18 protein-coding genes and 1 pseudogene are annotated in these 17,619 nt (G+C 62.5%); 8 read left to right on the top strand and 11 right to left on the bottom strand.

Annotated features, from left to right (window positions below; translation table 11 throughout):
- Window positions 1-323 precede the first annotated feature (323 nt).
- The 5 genes from G7007_RS17430 to G7007_RS17410 all read right to left on the bottom strand — a co-directional run bounded on the left by G7007_RS17430 (window position 324) and on the right by G7007_RS17410 (window position 5,530).
- On the bottom strand, window positions 324-944 hold the full coding sequence (locus tag G7007_RS17430) for a GAD-like domain-containing protein (RefSeq protein WP_181103638.1): 621 nt from the start codon (window positions 942-944) through the stop codon (window positions 324-326).
- The gene (locus tag G7007_RS17425) at window positions 917-1,165 is read right to left on the bottom strand and encodes a polymorphic toxin type 15 domain-containing protein (RefSeq protein ID WP_219859144.1); all 249 of its coding nucleotides are present in this window, start codon (window positions 1,163-1,165) and stop codon (window positions 917-919) included. Before G7007_RS17425 ends, G7007_RS17430 begins: the two co-directional genes overlap by 28 nt.
- Window positions 1,166-1,281: 116 nt before the next feature.
- Window positions 1,282-1,905, bottom strand: coding sequence for a GAD-like domain-containing protein (locus G7007_RS17420; protein ID WP_181103637.1), 624 nt, complete (start codon window positions 1,903-1,905; stop codon window positions 1,282-1,284).
- Window positions 1,906-1,922: 17 nt separating this feature from the next.
- Entirely contained in the window at window positions 1,923-3,296 is a 1,374-nt protein-coding gene (locus G7007_RS17415) for a DUF6861 domain-containing protein (protein WP_181103636.1), read from the bottom strand.
- Window positions 3,297-3,730: 434 nt separating this feature from the next.
- Entirely contained in the window at window positions 3,731-5,530 is a 1,800-nt protein-coding gene (locus G7007_RS17410) for a putative bifunctional diguanylate cyclase/phosphodiesterase (RefSeq protein WP_258198607.1), read from the bottom strand.
- Window positions 5,531-5,685: 155 nt separating this feature from the next.
- Between G7007_RS17410 and G7007_RS17405 the strand changes: the two genes are divergently transcribed.
- Window positions 5,686-5,919, top strand: a complete 234-nt coding sequence (locus G7007_RS17405; RefSeq protein ID WP_181103634.1) for a hypothetical protein — start codon at window positions 5,686-5,688, stop codon at window positions 5,917-5,919.
- Between the two features lie 170 nt (window positions 5,920-6,089).
- Complete coding sequence (locus G7007_RS17400) at window positions 6,090-6,554, top strand: hemerythrin domain-containing protein (protein ID WP_181103632.1); 465 nt, start codon at window positions 6,090-6,092, stop codon at window positions 6,552-6,554.
- Between the two features lie 97 nt (window positions 6,555-6,651).
- Here the strand turns inward: G7007_RS17400 and G7007_RS17395 are convergent.
- Window positions 6,652-7,767 (bottom strand): annotated as a pseudogene (locus G7007_RS17395) (5-methyltetrahydropteroyltriglutamate--homocysteine S-methyltransferase); the annotation flags it as partial.
- Window positions 7,768-8,040: 273 nt separating this feature from the next.
- Between G7007_RS17395 and fabV the strand changes: the two are divergent.
- Complete coding sequence (gene fabV, locus G7007_RS17390) at window positions 8,041-9,252, top strand: enoyl-ACP reductase FabV (protein ID WP_181103629.1); 1,212 nt, start codon at window positions 8,041-8,043, stop codon at window positions 9,250-9,252.
- A 158-nt stretch (window positions 9,253-9,410) separates the two neighbouring features.
- Window positions 9,411-10,091 carry an N-acetyltransferase gene (locus tag G7007_RS17385; protein WP_181103627.1) on the top strand — a complete coding sequence of 227 codons (681 nt, stop codon included), beginning with the start codon at window positions 9,411-9,413 and terminating at the stop codon, window positions 10,089-10,091.
- A 49-nt stretch (window positions 10,092-10,140) separates the two neighbouring features.
- Here the strand turns inward: G7007_RS17385 and G7007_RS17380 are convergent, their stop codons facing one another.
- From G7007_RS17380 to G7007_RS17365, 4 genes are all read right to left on the bottom strand, one after another.
- Window positions 10,141-10,482, bottom strand: coding sequence for a HopJ type III effector protein (locus G7007_RS17380; RefSeq protein ID WP_181103625.1), 342 nt, complete (start codon window positions 10,480-10,482; stop codon window positions 10,141-10,143).
- The gene (locus G7007_RS17375) at window positions 10,475-10,771 is read right to left on the bottom strand and encodes a DUF1244 domain-containing protein (protein ID WP_181103623.1); all 297 of its coding nucleotides are present in this window, start codon (window positions 10,769-10,771) and stop codon (window positions 10,475-10,477) included. Before G7007_RS17375 ends, G7007_RS17380 begins: the two co-directional genes overlap by 8 nt.
- Before the next feature lie 8 nt (window positions 10,772-10,779).
- Window positions 10,780-11,472 (bottom strand): dihydromonapterin reductase, encoded by a 693-nt coding sequence (gene folM, locus G7007_RS17370; protein ID WP_181103641.1) that lies wholly within the window; start codon window positions 11,470-11,472, stop codon window positions 10,780-10,782.
- 129 nt (window positions 11,473-11,601) lie between these two features.
- The gene (locus G7007_RS17365; RefSeq protein ID WP_181103622.1) at window positions 11,602-12,216 is read right to left on the bottom strand and encodes a hypothetical protein; all 615 of its coding nucleotides are present in this window, start codon (window positions 12,214-12,216) and stop codon (window positions 11,602-11,604) included.
- Between the two features lie 251 nt (window positions 12,217-12,467).
- Between G7007_RS17365 and G7007_RS17360 the strand changes: the two genes are divergently transcribed.
- Window positions 12,468-12,923, top strand: coding sequence for a flavodoxin (locus G7007_RS17360; RefSeq protein ID WP_181103621.1), 456 nt, complete (start codon window positions 12,468-12,470; stop codon window positions 12,921-12,923).
- Window positions 12,924-13,175: 252 nt separating this feature from the next.
- Here G7007_RS17360 and G7007_RS17355 read toward each other — a convergent pair whose 3' ends face one another.
- Window positions 13,176-13,967 (bottom strand): IclR family transcriptional regulator, encoded by a 792-nt coding sequence (locus G7007_RS17355; protein ID WP_181103620.1) that lies wholly within the window; start codon window positions 13,965-13,967, stop codon window positions 13,176-13,178.
- A gap of 171 nt (window positions 13,968-14,138) precedes the next feature.
- Between G7007_RS17355 and hmgA the strand changes: the two genes are divergently transcribed.
- Genes hmgA through maiA form a run of 3 tightly spaced genes read left to right on the top strand, consistent with a single transcriptional unit; the run spans window position 14,139 to window position 17,376 of the window.
- On the top strand, window positions 14,139-15,440 hold the full coding sequence (gene hmgA, locus G7007_RS17350) for a homogentisate 1,2-dioxygenase (protein WP_181103619.1): 1,302 nt from the start codon (window positions 14,139-14,141) through the stop codon (window positions 15,438-15,440).
- 3 nt (window positions 15,441-15,443) lie between these two features.
- On the top strand, window positions 15,444-16,736 hold the full coding sequence (fahA, locus tag G7007_RS17345) for a fumarylacetoacetase (RefSeq protein ID WP_181103618.1): 1,293 nt from the start codon (window positions 15,444-15,446) through the stop codon (window positions 16,734-16,736).
- A 10-nt stretch (window positions 16,737-16,746) separates the two neighbouring features.
- The gene (maiA, locus tag G7007_RS17340) at window positions 16,747-17,376 is read left to right on the top strand and encodes a maleylacetoacetate isomerase (protein WP_181103617.1); all 630 of its coding nucleotides are present in this window, start codon (window positions 16,747-16,749) and stop codon (window positions 17,374-17,376) included.
- Window positions 17,377-17,619 lie beyond the last annotated feature (243 nt).

Here is a 17,619-nt window from a genome sequence, read left to right as displayed (position 1 = left end):
ACCCGACCTCGTCAGACATTGGGCTGGAAATTCCCTGTTGAAGTGTTGACGGATCATCTGCAACTGCTGGCAACCAATCGGCTCAACATTATCAACTGACTGTTGCACTTGGAACCTGAGGCCGCCAAGCCTTGCTGCCGTGGAACTGCTCACCCGCATCGCCTAGCTGAGCTCGCCACCCATATTGAGTTCGGTGGGGTTTATGGAGCGCTTACGAAAAGGTAAGTCTGGGTCAAGTGGTCTACGAGGTAACGCGCCGGTGGCTGCTGCAGTGCGCCTTGATGTGTTTGGCGACAAGCATGGGCAACCGTCGAGCAAACGCATTAATACAGATCGGAAAGCGTAAAGGGCTCCAAAGGCGACAGTTGTGACAAGAAAGTGAGGTGCTCGATGATGTTCACTTTCTCCAGATTCTCTAACGCCTCACTGCCGCCCAGCATGAGCGCAGGAACGAAACCATACATTTCGTCACTCTTCAGAGGGCCGAGTTTTTTTCGCGCGCGGCTGAAAAGGCCTAGAAAGTCGCTACTTTCGATGCTGGGGTGCATGAAAAGAACCTGACTTTGCCTGTTCAAGGAATCTTCGGTCGTGCCCAGTTCATGGGCGGAGTAGCGAGACAAAGAGGTGTGGATATCCAGCGAGTAACCGGTTTTTTCCCCCCACAGATACAAGCACCCGAATGCAGTGCGTGCGATCACATGATAGATATCCCTTGCTTCGAAAACTGTTCCCTCAAGCCACGAGCGTACGACACCCTCATATTCCGCTGGGTTGACTATCCAAAAAATACCGCCTGCATGAGCGCTCCAACCATAATCCTTCCAGTAGCTCAATAGGCGCTCGGGTAATCTATCTCTGTAATGTTCAATAGCCGTTGATGGCACTGGGGTGTGTGACGTTGGGTTGCCCATTTCTTCTATAAAAAGGTTGATCGCCTCATCCATATAAGTCTCACATTTAAGAATGTATGCTTTCGTGCGGCCGGATGGATCCTCTCAGCGGTCGTCCAGATGCCGTTGATTTTCCCATTCCGCTGTGGGCCAATGCTTGAGTTAACTTGCCTATCGCCAAAGTCTGCAATGACATCCTTGCCTTCTGCGTTTAGAGCAGAGTTATACAGCGCCGCCAGCGGCGACAGGGTTTCTTGAATGCGTTTCTTTGCCAGCGCTCTAGCTTTTGTAGGGCTTCTCGTGGCTGAGCATATTTCTTCTGATCTGGGTCTAATAACTTCTCTGCAACGAGAATATGCTCGGCGGGTTTATTTTTTATTAAACTGAGCACTCAAGGATAAAGGTCTGCAAGTTTGAAAGGCTCCAGTGGGGCGAGCTGAGCCAGAAACGTCAAGTGTTCTATAATCTTGAGCTTTTCTAGATTTTTCAAATCTTCGCTTCCACCAATCATCAGCGCTGGTACGAAACCATACATTTCGTCACTTTGCAGGACGCCGAGTTTTCTTTTGGCAGGGACGAAGAGATCTAGAAAATCGCTGAATTCGAAGCTGGCAGAAATGAAGAAGCTCTCACATTGCCTATCCAAGTCTTCTGCAGTCGTTCCTCGCTTTTTATAGGCACAAAGTGAATAACAACTTTCAATAGTCAGGGACTGTCCCGTCTTTTCGCCCCATAGATAGAGCTTTCCGAATGCGGTACGTGCGATGACATGGTAAGTGTCTCGCGTCTCGAGTTCTGTGTCTTTGAGCCACATGCTAACGACGCCTTCATACTGCTGAGGATCTACGATCCAAAAAATTCCGTCTGCATGGCCGCTCCAGCCATAATCATGCCAATAATTGAGCAAGCGCTCTGGCAATATTTTACTGTAACGTACGATACTTGATATGGGTACAGCTTTTTGAGCGATCGGGGTGCCCATTTCGTCAAAGAAAAGCTTGATGACTTCATCCACTCTGTTTCTCCTTTTGGCTAGCACTTGTAGAGCTTGACATTTAAGAGTGTCGTTTTTCGCGCATGCTGAGGAATTTTCTCGGCAGCGGTTTTGATTGGGTCAATTTTTCGTTTCCATTGAGCGCCAATGCTCGAGTTGACTTGTCGATCGCCGAAGTCTGCGATGATATCTTTCCCTCCTGCAATCAAATCGGGATTGTGAAGCGCTGCCAATGATGACATGGTTTCCTTCGTATGTTGTCTAGCAAGCGCTTTGGCTTCGTCACGGCTCATTATGGCCGAGTATTCCTCTAGTAACCGAGAATGGATTTCCTCTCCTAGTAATATACGTTTTTGTTTCGCAAGGTATGGATCCCGTTTTTTAGGATCAGCAATGTTCTTCAAATACTCCTCAACCGTCAGCCGGTTCAACCCCCCTTCCTGCCCCTTCAACTGCCGCACAAACTCATCACCCTTCGACGCTGGCAATCGATCCGCCCTGAAACACTCCACCTCATGCACAGGCATGGTAGTCGATTTGCCCTTGCCTGGCCCTTCGTGGCGGCCATCCGGTTTAGGGGGCGAAGGCGACGCGTTTCCCTGACCGCCTTCGACCCGTCGTGGCTCGGTGGCCTTCAGGTCAGGGTGGCGCTTGAGCTTGTCTTCATGCTTGAGCATCCACTGCGCGATCCTGCTGCCCCGTGCGCTGCGCTGCATGTCCTGGGCAAGCACCCTCGCCGAACCGCCACCTCGTGTCAGGTAGGCGACGATCGCACCGAGCAGCAGAACCACCACGGCTTCGTGGGACCGTGCAATGTCCCAAGCGCCTTGCTGGGCCGCCGTGGGATCGTCGTAGAAGGTGTTCAGTGGGTCGTTGGGCAGTTCGCGAGGGCCGCGCCACGCCGTGGCGATGCCGCGCACATACCCCTCGATGATGGCCGGGAGCCCGTCCATGAAAAACTCGGCGACCGAGGCCAGGCCAAGGAGGCTGAGCAGCCAGCCACCCGCCTGGGCGCCGATCAGCGCGCCGCTCGCCGCGCCCGGCACGGCGCCGATGCCAGCCGCGAAAAACCCTACGCCCCCGCCGATCACGGCGCCGGTCACCGTGCTGCCGACGACGATCATGGCCATCTCGGCCAAGACCTCGATCAGGTCGTCGAGGATGTCGTGGATATCGAGATCGGCGAAGCGCTTGAGCAACTGGTGGGCCGCTTCGCGTTCGGCCAGGTCGCAGGCATGACGGACGCTCCTGATTCTGCGCCGGAGCAGATGAAGACTCGCACGGTGGGGTGAGCCGTGCGCGCTGAACGTGGGTGAGTACGGATCAGGATTGGTCGGGGCATGAACGTCGAACAGGTGTTCGATCTTGGCCTCCAGCGCCAGCCAGTCGAGAATCCATATCCCTGGGATCATGCGTCGCTCCTGCGCAATGTCAGTCGTTCAGGTAATAAGCAGCCAAGCCGCTCTCTCTCGAGGGCGATCGATACTCGATAAACCGATGTCAGGTTTATTCACGTGCAGGCGCGCACGTTCCGAACTTGGAAGAGGGTCGTTGTTAACGGAAACGTGATCGCATGTACGGCAGTTAAACGAAGTCGCCGCATTCAACCTGAAGGGTTTAAGTAGCAGTCATGTAAAGGCGGCGACAGGCCAAGCGTAAGTAAGGCTGCGCGCACGCTGCAACCGCTTAAATGTAAAAAGCCGATATTTGGGAAGGGGACTACAAGATCGTAGGAAAAGTAGAAGAATTCCTACAACAAAATTCCATAAGTTAAACGCTTTGTTGTTCATGGGCGTCAGCGCTTGTTGTTTCAACAATAAGCGCACACCTGCAGCGCCGCGCCTCTTTACACCTGCGCCTTCGCCCGAACGTCGCGCTCGTGTGCCTCGAGCCACTGCACCACCCGATCCGCGTGCATGGGCCGGGCGAACAGGAAGCCCTGTCCTTCGTCACAGCCCCATTCGGCCAGCAGCACGCGTTCGATATCGGTCTCGATGCCTTCGACCACCACCTTGTACCCGGTCTTGCGGGCCAGGTTGATGATCGTCTTGACCAGGCGCTGGTCCTTTTCCTCGGTGGCGAGAGTGTGCACCAGCGTGCGGTCGATCTTGATGACTTCGGCAGGCAGGTCCCGCAAGTAGATCCAGTTGCTGTAACCCGAACCGAAGTCGTCGATGGCGATGCGTACGCCGGCCTGGCGCAGCCGTTGCAGCTGCGAGCACACCACCTCGGGCGAACGCATCAGCGAGCTTTCGGTGAGTTCGATCGAAAATGAGCCACGGGGCAGAGCCTGCTCGTCCAGCAGACCGATGATCAGATCAGCCAGGCGGGTGTTCTCCAGGTCCGACGCCGCTAGGTTGATGGCGATCGGCATGCTCAGGCCTTGCCGGTGCCAGGCGCTGGCCTGTTCGATGGCGGCCCGGGCCACGAGACAACTGAGGGTTTCGATGAGCGCGGTCTTTTCCGCCAGAGGGATGAACTCGGCAGGCGAAATCACGCCCAGCATCGGGTGCGTCCAGCGCAGCAAGGCTTCGACACCGGTGCAGTGGCCATCGCGCAACGACACCTTGGGCTGATAGTCGAGACGGAACTGGTCGTCCGAGTGGACGGCGACCGACAAGGCGCTCACCAGGTTCAGGGCCCGTTGTTGCGCGGCGTCGATCTCGGACTGGTAGAGCGTCCAGCCCAGGCGCTTGGCGCGTGCGTTGTCGGAGGCGCCGACCACCAAACGCACGTGGTCCTGGTCGAAGGGCGTGTCTCGGCCAATGGGCAGGACGCCGATGCCGATGTTCATGTGCAAGGGAATGCCGTCGTTCACCAGTGGCTGGCTGAAGCGGTCGAGGATCAACTGGTAGAGCGCCGGTCCGTCGCAAGGCTCTTTCAGCAACAGGCCGAAGCGGGTAGGGCTGACCTTGTACAGCGCGTGTCGCGGGGGCAGCAAGGTCAGGAAGCGGTCGCGGATGGCCAGCATCATGTTGCTGGCGAAGGTATAGCCGAACGCCTTGACCACATCGTTCAGCGCCCTGGGCGAAATCACATCGATGGCCACCAGCTGCGTGGCCCGCTGCGCACGCATCGACAGCACAATGTCCTGTTCGAGCTTTGAGCGGTTGTACAGCCCGGTAGGCGGGTCGATGTACGAGGCCGCGCGCAGGTTGCTCAAGCGGATCATCACCAGTTCGGCCATGTGTTGGAGAAACGCCGCCTGCTTTTCGTTCATGGCCCCGCGCGGCTGCGTGTCGGCCACGCACAGGCTGCCCAGCCCCAGCCCTTCGCTGGACAGGATCGGGAAGCCGGCGTAGTAGCGCAGCCCCGGGTCGTCGACCATCAAGGGATTGGTGGCGAAGCGCGCGTCCTGCCAGGTGTCGAGCACTTCGAGCAGGCACGGTTCGAGAATGGTATAGGCGCAGATCGCCTCGTCACGGGGCGCCGACTCGACCGCCAGGCCGATCTGGGCGCGAAAGATCTGGCGCTCGCTCTCGACGATGGAAATGAAGGCGATCGGCACCTCGAGCACGGAAGCGGTCATCGCCACGAGCTTGGCCAGGACCGGGTCTTCCTTGCTGCGCGCTTCGGCCTCCAGGTCCCTGAGCATGTTCAGCCGTGCGTCTTCATGCTCCGGCAGCGGGCAATACGTCACTTCCATGGTTCATCCAGATGGCAATGCTTCTTCGCTATGGGTATCGGCATGCGGGCATCGATATGAAGGCGCACTGACGGGCGGTCGCGCGCGGATCGAACTCGGCGGCTCAGGTGCGCCTCGAACCAGCATAGGCGTTGCCACCCAAGAGGAGAACTGCCATGCCCTCGCCAGATGAGCAAGGTCTGCCGCCCGTGGACCCCTTGCCCGGTTCGAACGACCCGCTGAGCCCAGGCCGCGTCGACGTTCATCCCTCCCGCGATGCAGGCGTGGAACAGTTGCCCGACGATGACGACCACCGGCCCATCGACGGCGACGACACGCCGCTCGACCCACGGCCGACGGACGAAGAAACCGACAACGCCGAGTTCGACGGTCAGCCCGATCCGCGTTGACGCCCGTATTGCGTGTGCTCTTTGGCCCGCTCTGCGGGCTTTTTTACGGCGGGTATTCGACGGATGCGACCCCCCTGCTCCAGTGATCGACCGGTTTGAACCCAGCACGCTCGCTCGACTCAACCTTGGGCGACACCGTGAACCGAACCCTGGCCCTGATGAGGTTTTCCATGAACGCCATCGAACTGCTGACCAACGATCACAAGACCGTGAAAAAGCTGCTGGACGACCTGACCTCGACCACCGAACGCGCCGTGAAGAAGCGTGCCGAGTTGTTGGGCAAGCTGAACTACGAGCTGCAGCTGCACACGCAACTGGAAGAGGAAATCCTCTATCCGGCGTTCAAGAAGGCGGGCAAGAAAGAAGAAGCGACGATGTACTACGAGGCCAAGGAAGAGCACCGTACCGTCGACGCGCTGGTGCTGCCGGACCTGATGAAGACCGACACCGGCACCGTGGAGTTTTCCGGGCGCGCCAAGGTGATGAAGGAGCTACTCGAGCACCACATCGAGGAAGAGGAAAGCGAGATGTTCCCCAAGGCGCGCGAGTTGTTCTCCGATGCTGAGCTGGAGACCCTGGGTCAGCAGATGGAACAGTACAAGAAAGACTTCAAAGGCACCCAGCACGCCGCGTGAGCCTGGCCCTGCGCACGACGAGCCCCGGCGTCGTGTACAGGACCCCGGTGTGTCAGCTCGCTTTCGCCAGGTCAGGTGCTGCGGCGGCGAGCGTCCCAGGGTCGTTGACGGCCCTGGCCAACGACACCACTTCCTGGCACTTGCGTACCGCCAAGGCCAGCCATGCCTTCGGTTCGTCATTCCGTCCCGGCTCGGACACGAGATCCACGGGGCCGTGCAGCAAGGCGCACGACGGCGCTACCCACAGTCGATCGCCCAGCCGTTCGGCCGCATGGCGCAGCACCTCGGCGGCCTTGTCCAGATTGCCACCTTGCGGGTCACGACCATCGACCACGCCCAGCGACAGGGTCTTGTAGGTCGGCAGGCGGTCGAGCAGGGTCGGATACTGCTCCGGCGCGCACACCAAGTCGATGTGCAGGCCTTCGACCGGCAGGTTGGCGGCGAGCCCGAGGTTGTCCTGCAGACCCCCGAAGTAGGTGGTGATCAGCTTCTTCAATGGCGCGCGCTGGAGCAGGTTGTAGACGCGCTCGTAGGCGTTCTTCCAGGCCTGGGGCAGATCCAGGGCCAGGATCGGCTCGTCGATCTGCACCCATTCCACGCCCTGGTCGGCCAGACGATGGAAGATCTGATCGTACAGCGGCAGCAGGCGCTCGACCAGGTCCAGCCTGTCGAACGCCTCGTCCTGGGCCTTGCCCAGCCAGAGGTAGGTCAGCGGGCCTAGGATTACCGGCTTGACGGTGTGGCCCAGGGCCTGGGCTTCGTCGACTTCTTCGAACAGTTGCGTCCAGCTCAGCTGGAAGCTCTGGTCGACGCTGAAGACCGGCGCCCGGTAAAGGTAGTCGGTGTCGAACCACGTGGTCATCTCCTGAGCCGGTCCACCCCCGCACTCGACGGTATCAGCCGCCTCGTCGTGGGCCATGGCGAACAACGTGTGCAACGTCGGCGTGGCATCGCCCTGGGGGCGAGCGTGCGCGGGGATGACGCCGAAGGTCAGGGAATGGGTCAGGACTTGGTCGTGCCAGGCGAAGTCGCCCACCGGCACCAGGTCGATGCCGGCCTCTTTCTGCGCCTGCCAATGCGCGGCACGCAACGCTCGGCCCACGGCACGCAGGCCGGCCTCGTCGAGCGTGCCTTGGCGAAAGGCCTCCTGGGCGCGCTTCAGTTCACGGTCGCGCCCGATGCGCGGGGATCCCAGGGTGTGTGCAACGGCCATGTGTCGAGGTCTCCAGTCAGATGCGTGCAGTCTGCCGCGCACTGGCGCCTGAGAACATCTCATTTGATTCGCTTTGATCGTGAGCGTTTCTAATGCAGCAAGCGCTCTGCGCCTGGGACACCGCCTGGCGTCCGACCGACGTCGGCCTTGAAACCCGTCGATCTCCCCTTAATATGTGTCGGCTACGGAGCAGGGGTAGTCTCACCCTCTGATCACGCGAACGCGCCCAGCGAGGGGTCGTTCACAGACTAAACACCCGAAGAGGTACAGACGTTGGCCATTATCCACCCCAAAGTCCGCGGTTTCATCTGCACCACGACCCATCCGAAAGGTTGCGAACTCAACGTTCGTGACCAGATCGAGGCAACCCGCGCACTGGGCGTTCGTGAAGACGGGCCGAATAAGGTCCTGGTGATCGGCGCCTCCAGCGGCTACGGCCTGGCCGCGCGCATCACCGCGGCCTTCGGCTTCAAGGCCGACACCTTGGGCGTGTTCTTCGAAAAGCCTGGCACCGAGACCAAGCCTGGCACCGCCGGCTGGTACAACGCCGCTGCCTTTGACAAGTTCGCCAAGGCCGAAGGCCTGTACAGCAAGTCGATCAATGGCGATGCCTTCTCCGACGAAGCCCGCGCCAAGGTCATCGAACTGATCAAGAGCGACATGGGTGGCAAGGTCGACCTGGTGATCTACTCGCTGGCCTCACCCGTGCGCAAGCTGCCGAAGACCGGCGAGCTGGTGCGCTCGGCCCTCAAGCCGATCGGCGAGCCATACACGTCGACCGCCATCGACACCAACAAGGACACCATCATCGAGGCCGCGATCGAGCCGGCCTCCGAGCAGGAAATCCAGGACACCGTCACCGTCATGGGCGGTCAGGACTGGCAGCTGTGGATCGACGCCCTGGCCGAGGCCGGTGTGCTGGCCGAGCAGGCCCGTACCGTGGCGTTCAGCTACATCGGCACCGAGATCACCTGGCCGATCTACTGGCACGGCGCCCTGGGCAAGGCCAAGCAGGACCTGGACGACACCGCCCAGCGCCTGGACGCCAAGCTGTCTGCCGACATCGGCGGCGGCGCCAACGTGGCGGTGCTCAAGTCGGTGGTGACCCAGGCCAGTTCGGCCATTCCGGTCATGCCGCTGTACCTGTCGATGGTCTTCAAGGTGATGAAGGAGCAGGGCATCCACGAAGGTACCGGCGACCAGCTCAACCGCATGTTCCGCGACCGCCTGTACCGCACCGACGGTCAGCCAGGCGAGGTCGACGAGAAAGGCCGCCTGCGCCTGGACGACTGGGAACTGCGTGATGACGTGCAGAATGCCTGCAAGGCCCTGTGGCCGCAGGTGACCACCGAGAACCTGTTCGAGCTGACCGACTACGCGGGTTACAAGCGTGAGTTCCTGAACCTGTTCGGTTTCGAGCGCACCGATGTCGACTACGACCAGGACGTGGCGACCGACGTACCGTTCGACTGCATCTCGCTGTAAGCTTCACTTCGAACCCGCACGGCTTTCAAAGCGTGCGGGTTTTCTTTCGGTCTGAAACTATTTGATACAAATTATTTCACGCTTCGCGCGCGCAATCCGCCCACTTCTGGCCTATACCGCTTCCTGGGGAAGTCGATTCAATCAGCTAGGGGATATACATGGGAGCGGGTGCACTGCTGCAAAAGCTCAGGCAGAAAGGCCTGAAGCGTTCACTGAAGACGGCCTTCGAACGGTACGTGTTCTTTCACTGGGAACTGATCTGGACCGAGCGTGACCTGAGCATGCCGATCGAGCGGTTCAAACTGCGTGAGCATCCACCGCTCACCCGCCTCGACATCACACCTGAGAACGTCCACCGGTTCGAACGCCACTTCGGTGACCGTGTAGGCGTCATGCGCGAGTTTGCCGAACAAGGTCATGTCGGTCACATGTGGGTAGACGAAGCCGGCGATGTGGTGGGCGTGATGTGGTCGACCACGGACGATTACTACGACAAGCACTACTACGGCTGCACGTTCAAGGTCGCGCCAGGGCAGTATTTCGCCCACAGCGGAGAGCTGATCCGCCGTTACTACGGCACGCGCCTGTCGCAGACCGCGCAGTTGACCATGTGGGAATGCATGCGCGAGAAGGGCTGCACCACGACGATCGATGTGGTCGAAAGCCACAACGTGCCGGCCATGCGTCTGCACATGCGCATGGGCTATGTCGAAATGGGACGGATCACCCATGTGTACGGGCTGTTCGGGCACTGGCGCTTCTTCCGCGAAACCACCTACCAAGGCTCGCGCCTGGAGCAGCTATGCCGGCCGCTCGTGCGCGCCGCGGCCACGGCGTGAAGCGATCCTGGCCTGGACGTGCGCCAGGCCAGGGTCTGCGAGCCTCGTGTCAGGCCAGGCGTTGCAGCGGCTGTTCGGTGAAGGTGACGCCAGCCAGACCGTAGGCGATCAGCGCCCGGATGTTGGCATGGTCGCTACCGTCCGGCGTGGCCTGCACGCTGCGGTAATGCTCGCCGAACGCCAGCAAGGCTTCCTGGTCGCTCAGGCCCTCGAGCACGGCCAGGCCCAGGGTCTTGCAGGAGCCCTCGTTCTGCCCAGCGGCGTTGTGCACGTCGCCGTTGTCGAACGCTTGCGGCGTGTAGCGGTAGTGTTCGGCGATGAACGCCAGCGTATCGGCGAAGGCGTGCTCGCCGGTGGTCAGGCGCTCGCGCAGGGTGGCCAGGTCAGTCACGGGGTTTTCCTTGTTCGAAGGCCGCCTGTTGGGCAGGGCTGGCGTCGGTCTGGTAACGGTCTTTCCATTCGGCATAGGGCATGCCGTACACCGCTTCGCGGGCATCGTCCAGGCTCAGGTCGAGCTGCCGTTCGTCGGCGGCGGCCTTGTACCATTTCGACAGGCAGTTGCGGCAGAAGCCCGACAGGCTCATCAGGTCGATGTTCTGCACGTCGGTGCGACTGCGCAGGTGTTCGACCAGGCGACGGAACGCGGCGGCCTCGAGTTCGAGCTGTTGTTGGGGTGTCATGGCGACTCCTAGGCGATTCGGTTCTTCAGATGGCGGCCACCGTTGATGACCACCTGGCTTCCGGTGCTGTAGCGGCTTTCGAGCAGGAACATCACGGCATCGACCAAGGGGCCGGCGCCTGGCTCGAACTCCAGCAGGGCTTTTTTCAAGGCGTGCTCACGGTAGGCCTGGTCGCCGTCTTCCTTGAAGATCAGCAGACCCGGCAGGATCCCGTTGACCCGCACGGTGGGGGCATACTTCTCGGCGAACGACAGCACCATGTTCTGCAGCGCGGCCTTGGTCGCGGCATAGCCAATGTGGCTCTTGCTGCCGCGTGACGACGTCTCGTCGCACACATGGATGATGTCGGCCTTCTCGACCTTTCCCAGCTGTTCACCCAGCGCCAGGTTGAGGTGATAGGGCGCCTCGACGTGCAATTGGAACATGGTCTGCAGGTTATCCAGGCCATCGTCCAGCCAGAGCGAGGCGTTGTGCACGATCGCGCGCAGGCCAGGGTAGTCGTTGCGCAGATGGTCGATCAGCGTCTGGCGCTCGGCCGGCACGCACAGGTCGGCCTGGAACGGGATGATGTTCGGGTGTGCGGCCTCGGTGCCGATGCGGCGGCTGGTGCCGATCACAGTATGGCCGGCCTTGGCCAGCGCGAGTGCCAGGGCCAGCCCGACGCGCTGACTGGCGCCGGTGACGAGAATGGGGCTGTTCATGTGCTGGGTGGTCAACGCTGTCTGTTCCGTGTGAAGGTCGTCGAGCATAACCGAAGTGCAGGCCCGCGCGCAGGCCGGGGCAGGCAGGTCCGGTTGCTTTCAAGGCCGCCGCAGCGTGGCGCTCAAGCCTCACTCCAGCAGCGGGTCATGCACATCCGGATGCACGCGGCGGTGCGCCTGGAGAATGTAATCGCGCAAACGCTCGATCTCGTCCTCGGCGCTTTCACTCAGGTCGTAGGCGGCCAGGCGACTGTCGATCTGCCGACGCTTGAGGCCGCGCAGGCGAATCGGCAGCTCGCCTGGTGGCGCGAAGCGCATGTTGAAGCGCGTGGGCGTTCTGGCCATGCCCTGCGCCTCCAGCAGCACCCCTTTGAACGAGATGTCGCGGACCCACAGTCGACTGGCACGATCACGGTCGTCGAGCAAGGCGACCGGCGTCTCCAGCGTCAGGCGCCAGGGCCGCAACAGGGGCCCGTCCTCGTAGATGTCGGGCATGCCCAACTGCAGGTGCAGGGTGTGGAATTCGTCTTCCACCAGGTGCAACGGGAAACTGATCTGCTGGTTGTTGACGTGCGCCTGCAAGGTGACCTGGTCATGGCCGACCAGACGGGTGAGCAGCTCCTGGACCCGTCGATCGCCGTCCACGCGCAGGCCTGGCCCTGGATCGGCCGCGCCAACCTGAGGAAGTCGCTGCATGTCCAGGATGAAATCCAGTTCATCCTGGGTGAGAAGGTTGTCTGACATGGTCGAACTCGAAGAGGCTCATCAGGTCGGTGCGATCGCGCGGAGGGGCCGTGCATCGCGGGTCGTTCGAACGCTGCCCACCCCTCATCGGCTGGGCGCCGACTGCCGTCGCGCGCGATCGCTCAGCGCATCCAGGCAGCATGCCGCACATGATAGCCCATGACATGTGAAGACCGCGTTCATGCATTGGCCTTTTGCTATCGACCAATACGCGTATCCTACGGCTTCACTCTGTTCGGAATCTTCACCCGATGAAAGTCGCCATCATTTCAGGAACGGTCTACGGCACTGCCGAGGACGTCGCTCGTCACGCTGCTTCGTTGTTGGGCAAGGCAGGCTTCCAGACCTGGCACGCACCGCGCGGCACGCTCGCGGACATCCAGGCGTTCGCGCCCGAGGCCTTGCTGGCCATCACTTCGACCACCGGCATGGGCGAGTTGCCCGATGACCTGATGCCGCTGTACGACAGCTTGCGTGACACGCTGCCAAGCCAATGGCGGGGCTTGCCGGGCGGCGTCATCGCGCTGGGCGACTCGAGCTACGGCGATACCTACTGTGGCGGCGGCGAGCAGCTGCGCGAGCTGTACGCCGAGCTTGGCGTGCAGGAAGTCGTGCCCATGCTGCGTCTGGATGCCAGCGAAACGGTCGACCAGGAAACCGATGCCGAGCCTTGGCTGGACGACTTCATCAACGCCTTGAAGGGCTGAGGCGGCCGTCCCTGAAGGCCGACCGGCCATAAAAAAAGCCGCTGTCCACAGGCAGCGGCCAATCGAGACGACAGATCAAGGAGCTTCAAAATCCGCGTCGAGGTACCCACCGGCAGAGGTGAAGAGGGGGAGTTGTCACCCCTGCCAATCAGTCGAGCCAGCATAAGCGCTTGACCCTGAAGGAAATACCACTGCTTTTGACATTCACTGTTGCACGGTGGGCAACAGTCGGTGCCGTTCTCCGCGTGCCGTTCAGTCGCCTACGCTTTCCTCGGCGTGATAGCCCATTCGCCAACTGGTCGCCTGCGCTGCCGCGAGCAGACGCCGAGCCGCCGGGCCCTGTTCGTCGGCATCGAAGGTCGACGCCGGTCCGACCACGGTCATGACCGCAGCGATCTGCCCTCGTGCATCGAAGATGGGCGCCGACAATGCATCGACCCCGGGCAGCAACGACCCATGCACATGGTGCAGGCCACGCGCGCGAATCGTCTGCAAGGTGGCCAGCGGCCGTGCATCGCCGTCGAGTGCCGCCAATGCATCGTCGAGCAGGCTGGCCGTCTGGTGCCCGGGCAGGTAGGCCGCGAACACCAGGCCGGTCGAGGACGACAGCAACGGCAGCACCGAGCCGATCTGGGTCACCAGCGTCACTGCGCGCGCGGCCGGTTCGATACCGACCACCGTCGCGCCCTGGTTGCCCCACACGGCCAGGAAACAGGTCTCGTTGAGGTCGTCGCGCAGCTGCGCCAGCGGCAGCGCTGCCACTTTCAGCACATTGATGCTGCCCAGCGCCGCCAGGCCGACACGCAGGGCTTCGCGGCCGAGCGCGTAGTGGTTGGTGGCCGCCTCCTGCTCGGCGAAACCGCTGGCGATGAGCGCCTGGAGGTAGCGGTGGACCTTGCTCGCGGGCATGCCGACGTGTTCGGACAGGCGCGACAGCGAGGTCGAAGGCGCCAGCTGGGCCAGGGCCTTGAGGATGTCGGTGCCGATCTCGGCGGAACGGACCTTTTGCTTGCCCGTGTCGGGAGCGGAATGGGCGTGGGCCATGGGCAGAACATCCAGCGAGTCAGGGGTCGCCTTTATAGCTTGACGATCGGTGCCGAGCAAATTACGTTTATCGTAATCTGTTTACGATAAATACAATGCACTCGTACGATGCGTCACGCGTCAGTGCGAGCATCCACCCGCAGCTGGGCTTTCCGGCGCACGGAGGTACAGATGACAGCCAGCGCGTCTTCGGACATTCGCTACCAGAGTGGCTGGGGCAACGAGTTCGCCAGCGAGGCGCTCCCCGGCGCGTTGCCGATCGGGCAGAACTCGCCTCAGCGAGCGCCCTACGGGCTCTACGCCGAGCAACTCTCAGGCACCGCCTTCACCCTGCCGCGCACCGAGCAGCGGCGCAGTTGGCTGTATCGCATCCGCCCCTCTGCCTTGCATCCACGCTTCGAGCGCCTGGCCCACCAACCCTTCGCCGATGCCTTGCCGCCGGGCACGCCGAATCGTCTGCGGTGGGGGCCTCACCCTGTGCCCGACGCGCCGACCGACTTCCTCGACGGGTGGCTGCCGATGGCGGCCACGACGGCGGCCGATCAGCCAGCCGGCGTCAGCGTTTCCCTCTATTGCGCCAGCCGCTCCATGGAGCGTGTGTGCTATGACGCCGATGGCGAGCTGCTGCTGGTGCCGGAGCAGGGGCGCCTGCGGGTGGTGACCGAACTGGGCGTGCTGGAGGTCGAACCCTTGCAGATCCTGGTCTTGCCCCGGGGCCTGAAGTTTCGTGTCGAGCTGCTCGATGGCCAGGCGCGTGGCTACATCGCCGAGAACCATGGCGTACCGCTGCGACTGCCCGACCTGGGGCCGATCGGCAGCAACGGCCTGGCCAACCCGCGCGATTTCCTGGCCCCCGTGGCGGCCTACGAAGACCTCGAGCGGCCCACCCAGCTGGTGCAGAAGTACCTCGGCACGTTCTGGGCCTGCGAGCTGGAGCATTCGCCCCTGGACGTGGTGGCCTGGCACGGCAACAACGTGCCCTATACCTATGACCTGCGCCGCTTCAATACCCTGGGCACGGTGAGCTTCGACCATCCTGACCCGTCGATCTTCACCGTGCTGACCTCGCCCAGCAGCGTACCTGGCATGGCCAACCTGGATTTCGTGATCTTCCCGCCCCGCTGGATGGTGGCGCAGAATACCTTCCGGCCGCCCTGGTTCCACCGCAACCTGATGAACGAGTTCATGGGGCTGATCCAGGGCGCCTACGACGCCAAGGCCGAGGGCTTCCTGCCTGGCGGCGCCTCGCTGCACCCGTGCATGAGCGCCCATGGGCCGGATGCCGACACCTGCGCCAGGGCGATCGCGGTCGAGCTGCAACCGCACTACCTGGCGCACACCATGGCCTTCATGTTCGAGACGTCCCAGATCTTGCGTCCCAGCCGTCAGGCCCTGGACAGTGCCCAGTTGCAACCCGACTACGACCAGTGCTGGGCGACCTTGCCCCGCACCTTCACCCCGGACCGGAGATGATCGATGAGCCAGACCGCCGTTGCCCGCAGCTGGGTCGAGCATGCCAATGACCATGCCGACTTCCCGCTGCAGAACCTGCCGCTGGGCATCTTCAGCCGACCGGGTGAGGCGCCGCGCTGTGGCGTGGCCATCGGTGACGCCATCCTCGACCTGCAGGCCGTCTCGGCGGCCGGCCTGCTCGACGGCGCGGCCCAGGCGGCCGTCGCCGCGACCGAGGGGGGCACGCTGAACGGGCTGTTCGCCCTGGGCGCTGCACCCCGCGTGGCCCTGCGCGAGCGCGTGCAGGCACTGCTGGCCGAACACAGCGAGTACCGCCGCCTTCTGGAAGACGCCCTGTACCCCATGGCCGACTGCCAGATGCACTTGCCGGCGCGGGTCGGCGACTACACCGACTTCTACGTCGGCCTGCAACACGCCACCAACGTCGGCAAGCTGTTCCGCCCGGACAACCCCTTGCTGCCCAACTACAAGCACGTGCCCATCGCCTACCACGGGCGCGCCTCGACCCTGCGGCCTTCGGGCACGCCGATGCAACGTCCTTGCGGCCAGACCTTGCCAGCCGGCGCGGCCCAGCCGGTGTTCGGCCCAAGCGCCAAGCTGGACTACGAACTCGAACTGGGTGTCTGGATCGGGCCTGGCAATGCCCTGGGTGAGGCGATCCCGATCGCCGAGGCCAGGCAACATCTGGCTGGCCTGTGTCTGCTCAACGACTGGTCGGCACGGGATATCCAGGCCTGGGAGTACCAGCCGCTGGGGCCGTTCCTGTCCAAGAGCTTCATGACCAGCCTGTCGCCCTGGGTCATCACCGCCGAAGCGCTGGCACCGTTCCGTCGCGCACAGCCCGTGCGTCCCGCCGACGATCCGCACCCCCTGCCTTACCTGTTCGACACCCAGGACCAGGCCCAGGGCGCGTTCGACATCGAGCTGGAGGTGCTGCTGTCGACCGAGCGCATGCGCGCCGCCGGGCTGCCGCCCCACCGTCTGGCACGCAGCCATGCGTCGAGCATGTACTGGACCGTGGCCCAGATGGTCGCCCACCACAGCGTCAACGGTTGCCAGTTGCAACCGGGGGATCTGTTCGGCTCGGGCACCTTGTCGGGTACCGAACCGGGTTCGTTCGGCAGCCTGTTGGAAATGACCGAAGGTGGCAAACAGCCTGTCGAGCTGCCCAACAGCGAACGGCGGCAGTTTCTCGAGGATGGCGACGAGGTCACCCTGCGCGCGCGCTGCGTGCGCGAGGGCCAGGTCAGCATTGGGTTCGGCGAGTGCCGGGGCAGGGTCATGCCGGCGCGCTGAGGGCCTGGGAATGGAGCTGTTCACCTATTACCGCTCGACCGCGTCGTACCGCGTGCGTATCGCCCTCGCGCTCAAGGGCGTAGAGGTTCAGACGCTCCCTGTGAACCTGCTGACGGGTGAGCAGCAGGAGGCTGGCTACCTGGACGTCAACCCGCAAGGCCGCGTGCCGGCCCTGCGCCTGGACACGGGGCAGGTCCTGACGCAGTCCATGGCCATTCTCGATTACCTGGAAGAACGCTGGCCCACGCCGCCGCTTCTGCCGGCCGACCTGCTGGCCCGCGCCCAGGCGCGCAGCATCGCCGGGTTGATTGGGTGCGACGTCCACCCCCTGCACAACGTGGCTGTCCTGCAACGGCTGCGGGGGCTTGGGGTGAAGGAGACCGACGTGCAGGCCTGGATCGCGCACTGGATCGGTCGTGGACTGGCGGCGGTGGAGCCGATGTTGGGCGAGGAGGGGTACTGTCTCGGCGATACACCGGGGTGGGCGGATGTGTTCGTGGTGCCGCAGGTATACGCGGCCCGGCGCTTCGGCGTGGGGCTGGAGGCCTGCCCGCGTATCCAGCGGGTAGTCGCGCTGGCGGAACGGCATCCGGCCTTCATCACCGCCCATCCGCAGGCACAAGCGGATACGCCGGGCTGACCTGACAGACCAATGCATCCCTCCGTGGGAGCTGACGGACCAGCTCAGCCTTCTGTGGGAGCAAGCGGGCTTGCCCGCGATGCAGGCGGCGACGGTCTGGACGCTATCGCGGGCAAGCCCGCTCCCACAAGCTGCTTGCGCAGCCACGCCTACACCGACGGCTGCAGAGATCTGGGTGGGAGCTGGCTTGCCAGCGATAGGGCCCTGTCAGGCGCCGCCTGCATCGCGGGCAAGCCCACACAA

Origin of the sequence: Pseudomonas entomophila (assembly GCF_013523125.1) — a bacterium.
GTDB lineage: Bacteria > Pseudomonadota > Gammaproteobacteria > Pseudomonadales > Pseudomonadaceae > Aquipseudomonas > Aquipseudomonas entomophila_B.
This window is presented reverse-complemented; position numbering and strand designations above follow the sequence as displayed.